Below are 4,871 nucleotides of genomic sequence, written 5' to 3' on the forward strand. Positions count from 1 at the left end.
GGCTTGTTAGGCGGAGATACATTGGTTGTGGTTGAGGTGAAGAATGTGGCGTGGGCTCAAGGGCCTGGCGATTTAAAGCTTGAGGATGTGGCTAATAAAATGAAGTCGTTGTTAGATTTCGTTGATAAGTATACTACGGGGGCTCTTGTGGCCTTGGTCTCTACTTTTAACGGCGGCCGGATGGCGGGGGGTGGGCGGGTGAGTAGCGCCTTTGCCGCAGATCCTAACCTCGCCCCGTTTGACAGAATAAAAAGGGTTAAATTTGTGGTGGTGTTAGCTGACGTGGATAGGGCGGCTGTTTTTGTATACGACGCGAAGCCGGAGGGCTTGCTGGACACGGCCTATTTAAGGAGTGTAGCCGACGAGACGTGGCGGGCTTACAGACAGCTGTCGCAGCGAGATCCGTCTTCTATCGCAGATTTTTATTCGAGTATTTCAGATATGGTTGGCAACCTGATTGATAAGTATTCTAAATACGCGCCTGTGGTGCAGTTTTTGAAATGATTGTCGCCTATAGATATGTAGACGTCTGTTGTCCCAGCGGGGGTGATTGCCCGAGAAGTTGTAAAGTGCTGGCCTCCGCGCACGGCTCTTGGGATTTCCGGCCCAGGCTCCGCGACAGCTGGCCGCTGTACGTGGGGAGGGCGCATATAGGCTACATAAGGGGCTATTTGGTCCCCGACGCCCCCGCCGTGCCTATAAGGACTGGGGAGGGCTGGGGCAGATTCGTGGCGTGGGCGGAGGACGGGCGGCCCTTCCTCGTCTGGCCCACGGTGTCCGGGATAAGCAGGTCGTTTGTCGAGGCCCCGCCCACGGTCAAGCTGGCCTTCTTCTACCGGGCGAATCCCTCTGTTTACAAGAGATGGGACTGGTTTAGAGTCTCCATACTCCCCGCGGAGAAGCACCCCGGCTCCGGCGGCCTTGTGGGTGAGGAGTTTCGTATTGTGGAGCCGGACGCGGACTACCTACGCCTAGTGGGTAGGGGCGGCGACGAGTTTCTGGCTTGGGACCTCGTGCTGGGCACTCTCGACACGGGGGAGTGGATCTTGATTTGGGAAGACGGCCTATACCTCGCCGTCAGAGAGGGGGGCCGTGTTGTCGTGAAGGAGCCTTACCGCGGCTTTATTTACGACGTGAGGGGGCCGCCCTACGCGCCTTACTACCCAGTGGTGCCGGTGAGGTGGGTGAGGAGGAGGTTGCGGGAGGTGGCGCGGCGCGCCGGGGGCGTGGCCCGCGTAAGAGTCCCCATAGAAAACATCTACCTTCTCAAATGGCCCTTGGTGAGGTACGTGCACGTCGTTGAGGAGGTGTCTCTGTCTCCTCATGACGAGTATCCGATAATGGTGTGGGAGTGATCTGCTTCAAGGTCTTTGTCGAGGGCGGCCCCGTGCACGGCGTGGCGGAGCGGGTGGTGGCTGTGAGGAGGATGTGGGCTAATTTTAAGTTTGTCGAGAGGGGAGGGGAGCTGTATATGGTTATCGGGGGGCAGCCCGCCCGGCTCCTCGTGTGGTTTATCGAGGGTTTTAACGACGGGCTGTACGCAGTTCATCCGGGGCCTTGGCGGCTGGAGCTCGGCGTCGTGGAGGGCTACCTAGCCGACGCGCCTATTCCTCCCCTGCCGGGGCTGACTGAGGGGGGCGAGGTGGTGTGGACGAGGTTTGCCGCTAGGGAGTTTGAAATTGCGGGGGGGCTTGGGGTTAACCTCCTCTTGACGGATCCGCCTGCGGCGTCTATGAACTACGAGAGTATTATGCTGGACGGGCTGGATTTAGAGGGCGTGCTCACCGCCAGATTTGTGCCGGGGTTGCGGCTGGAGGAGGTGGTCGCCAAGCTGTCCCTCACTATAGACAAGATGGTGGCGGACTACAGGAGCCTGCTGGAGTCTAGAGAGGTGCGGTTCCGGGGGGATTGCCCCGGCTTCGAGGGGGAGAGATTCCCGATGAACATTGACGGGTTTCTGGCCGATATGCGTTGCGAGATGAGGAGGAGACGGCTGGCGCCCGTCAACGAGTTCCCCGGCTCCGGCCGCCTTGTGGGCGAGGAGTTCCGTATCGTGGAGCCCGAGGGGGACTATTTGAGGCTTGTCGGCCGGGGCGGCGACGAGCATCTGGCTTGGGACCTCGTCCTCGGCACTCTCGACACCGGCGAGTGGGTGCTTATGGGGGAGGACGGCCTCTATCTAGCGGTTAGGGAGGGCGACAAGGTGGTTGTCGAGGAGCCGTACCGGGGCTCGGTTTACGACGTGAGGGGGCCGCCGTATGCCCCGCACATACCTGTGGTCCCCGTCAAGTGGGTTAGGGAGAGGTTCAAGAAGGCTGTGGAGTTTGCGAAGAGGGTTGGGCTGTTTGAGCTGAGGCACAGAGGCGACCGCCCGTATCTATACGTGCCTCCGGTAGATCCGGCGTATCTCCTAAAGTGGCCTCTGGTTTTGTACAAGTGGGAGTATAGACTGGTGGCGAGTCCGGTGTTTCGCGGCTTCGCCAGATTGAGGGAGGTGGACTGCGGCGAGGTCTATGGAGGGGCGCGGGGGACCGGCGCCGGGGGCTAGGCCAAGGGCTGGTCCACCTCTAGGTGGGGGACGCGGGCCGAAAGTGTGGTACCGCGTGGCGGCGAGCTGGGGGGAGGTTATACCTTCACGCGTCCTGACAGCGGCTAATTCTCTGTAGCTATTATGCCTGAGCTGGTGGGCGTTAGTCCGGCGCGTATCGGCGCCGAGGTGACGATACCTAATCCAGAATGCGGCTAGGGGATTAACGGCGCGTGGGGCTCTTCTGTGCTTATACGGCTCGACCCTCAAGCACCTCGGCTTGATTTTTTGGGTGTGATGCCGGACATGCTGGTTATCGGCGAGGTTAAGAGTATGGAGGGCGTGGGGGGTCCCGCTGATTTGAAGCTGGGCGAGTTGGCGGAGCGCGCCGGCGCCTTGGCTAGACTTCTTAAAGAGGATCCCGGCTACGTGGCGGCTTTAGTATCTGCGTTTAACGGCGGCGGCGTTGAGGGCGGGAGGGTTAGCTCAGCCTTCTCGGCGAGGCCGTCTCTGGCTGTTCTGAAAGTCGGCGATCCTAGGGATGTGCCTGTTAAGTTCGTGGCTGTCCTCGCCGATAGAGGCCGGGCGGCGTTTTTTTATATCTGCCACTCTTGGAAAACTTATGGATGTTAACTATCTCAATAACGTGGCCGAGAGGATCTACGGTGTGTATATTGACAGCCACAGCCGGAGTCGCTACGGCGCTGTGAAGGAGGCGGCAGATTCCGTCGTAGGTAAGTACTTTGTGTACAGCCCGGCGGTTGTCTCGCATGTTCATACAAGGCGGCTGGGTCTCGATCCAACGCCTTTGTGGTATAATGTATAAATTCTTCTCTTTGACAAATCCTTCTGATTATAAATTTTTATTGATTTCATATCGTATACTAACTTCTTTCTCCTATGCTTTGTGGTATTATTTTTATCAGCCTTATTTGAAGCAGATGGGACTGTCGGTTGAGGTTGTTGGGCTTGCGGCTTCTCTATTCGCTCTTCTTTTTGTACTATCCTCTCTGCCGCTCGGATGGCTGTCTGATAACATCGGGAGGAGGCGAGCTTTATTAATACTCACTCTCTTTACTTTTATTATAACTTTTGCGCTCTCTATTAAGGAGTTGCCGCTTGTAGCAGTAATACTGCTACTGATATCTCTAAGTTTTTTCTTTTCGGGAATTGTTACAATATCAAGAGCCTTAGCGGCTGAGGTTTTTAAAATGAAGGCCCCGGGAATTGGCGTATACTACGCCGCCGTATCCACTGCCTCAATACTGGGGCCTGCGGCGGGCGGGTTAGTAGTTAATTCCTACTCCTACTCTCGCCTCTTTCTCTTTTCTTCAATTATCCTACTGCTTTCTCTCCTTTCTCTGAGTTGTATAAAAGAGCACTCTATAAAAATTAATAGGGGTAAAAAGAGTATGTTTAGGAGTATTGTTTTGTTGGTATCAGATAGGAATTTAAGAATATATATTTTAGGCTGGATGATTTACACTATAGGTACTGAAATGGTAGTGGGCATACTGCCGCTTTATGCCGCTACGATAATCGGCATGGATCCTCTAACCCTGGGTTTTATGTTCTCAGCGGCGAATATCGCAGCTCTCGTCGGGTATGTGCTTGGGGGTTTTGCGTCTGATCTAATCGGCAGAGGTAAAGTGATTGCGTTATCCCTCCTCCTAAACGCCCTGATTTTATTCTCGCTATCAATGGCAAAAGACCCGTATGCATTCCTGGCGCTGTGGGCTTTGGCGAGTATGATATTCTTAATGCATGAGGCTCCCGAAACTTCATATGTTGCAGAGAAATCGCCGGAGGATCTTAGAGGTTCTGCGATGGGTTTGTTGGGGACATCTACAGGGCTGGTCTCGTGGATAAGCCCTGGTATAAGTGCTGTTTTGTGGATATCCCTGGGACCCGCAGTCATCTTCTCTGTAATGATTATAATATCGGCATTTGGGTTGTTGTTAATTATTAAAAGCGTTTGGAGTTATAAATAACATCCCCTTTCTGTTCTTAGAGGCGCGGCCCGCCGCAAGGGGTCAGAAGCACAAGCGGCGGCGCATCTGCAGATAGGGCCTACATAGACTAAGAAAAGAGTTGTGTTCGGAATGGGGCTTGCTGGCAGAGGCGCTGGCTGGGTTTGCAGTTGGAAGGATGCCGCCCCGTTGTCGACGCTTTTGAGACAACGGGTACGCGTGGAATTGCTCTACTTGCTGGAGGCATTGACGAAGAGGCGTGGAATGGCGGCGTTGGCAGAGGCAGATCCCCCGGAGGGGGCCGGGCTTTTGTAGAGGCGGCGGGGGAGTTGCCTCCCGCCGCAGGGGAGGGGGTGGGTAGGGGGATCTGCGCC

At 55.7% G+C, this 4,871-nt stretch carries 7 protein-coding genes; all 7 read left to right on the top strand.

Features of this window, described 5'->3' with window-relative positions; genetic code table 11:
• Positions 1 to 504, top strand: a 504-nt coding sequence (locus ACP5J3_RS10755) for a hypothetical protein (protein ID WP_428495693.1), incomplete at its 5' end; no start/stop codon positions are given.
• A complete protein-coding gene (locus ACP5J3_RS10760) occupies positions 501 to 1,355 on the top strand; it encodes a hypothetical protein (RefSeq protein ID WP_428495694.1) in 855 nt (284 codons plus the stop codon). The genes ACP5J3_RS10755 and ACP5J3_RS10760, both read left to right, overlap by 4 nt.
• A complete protein-coding gene (locus tag ACP5J3_RS10765; RefSeq protein WP_428495695.1) occupies positions 1,352 to 2,548 on the top strand; it encodes a hypothetical protein in 1,197 nt (398 codons plus the stop codon). Before ACP5J3_RS10760 ends, ACP5J3_RS10765 begins: the two co-directional genes overlap by 4 nt.
• Positions 2,549 to 2,833: 285 nt before the next feature.
• Positions 2,834 to 3,160, top strand: a complete 327-nt coding sequence (locus tag ACP5J3_RS10770; RefSeq protein WP_428495696.1) for a hypothetical protein — start codon at positions 2,834 to 2,836, stop codon at positions 3,158 to 3,160.
• Entirely contained in the window at positions 3,150 to 3,353 is a 204-nt protein-coding gene (locus tag ACP5J3_RS10775; RefSeq protein WP_428495697.1) for a hypothetical protein, read from the top strand. Before ACP5J3_RS10770 ends, ACP5J3_RS10775 begins: the two co-directional genes overlap by 11 nt.
• Entirely contained in the window at positions 3,346 to 4,518 is a 1,173-nt protein-coding gene (locus ACP5J3_RS10780; protein WP_428495698.1) for an MFS transporter, read from the top strand. The genes ACP5J3_RS10775 and ACP5J3_RS10780 overlap by 8 nt, the downstream gene beginning before the upstream one ends.
• 143 nt (positions 4,519 to 4,661) lie before the next feature.
• On the top strand, positions 4,662 to 4,871 hold a 210-nt coding region (locus ACP5J3_RS10785), incomplete at its 3' end, for a hypothetical protein (RefSeq protein WP_428495699.1).

The organism is Pyrobaculum sp. (assembly GCF_049971835.1).
Lineage (GTDB): Archaea > Thermoproteota > Thermoprotei > Thermoproteales > Thermoproteaceae > Pyrobaculum.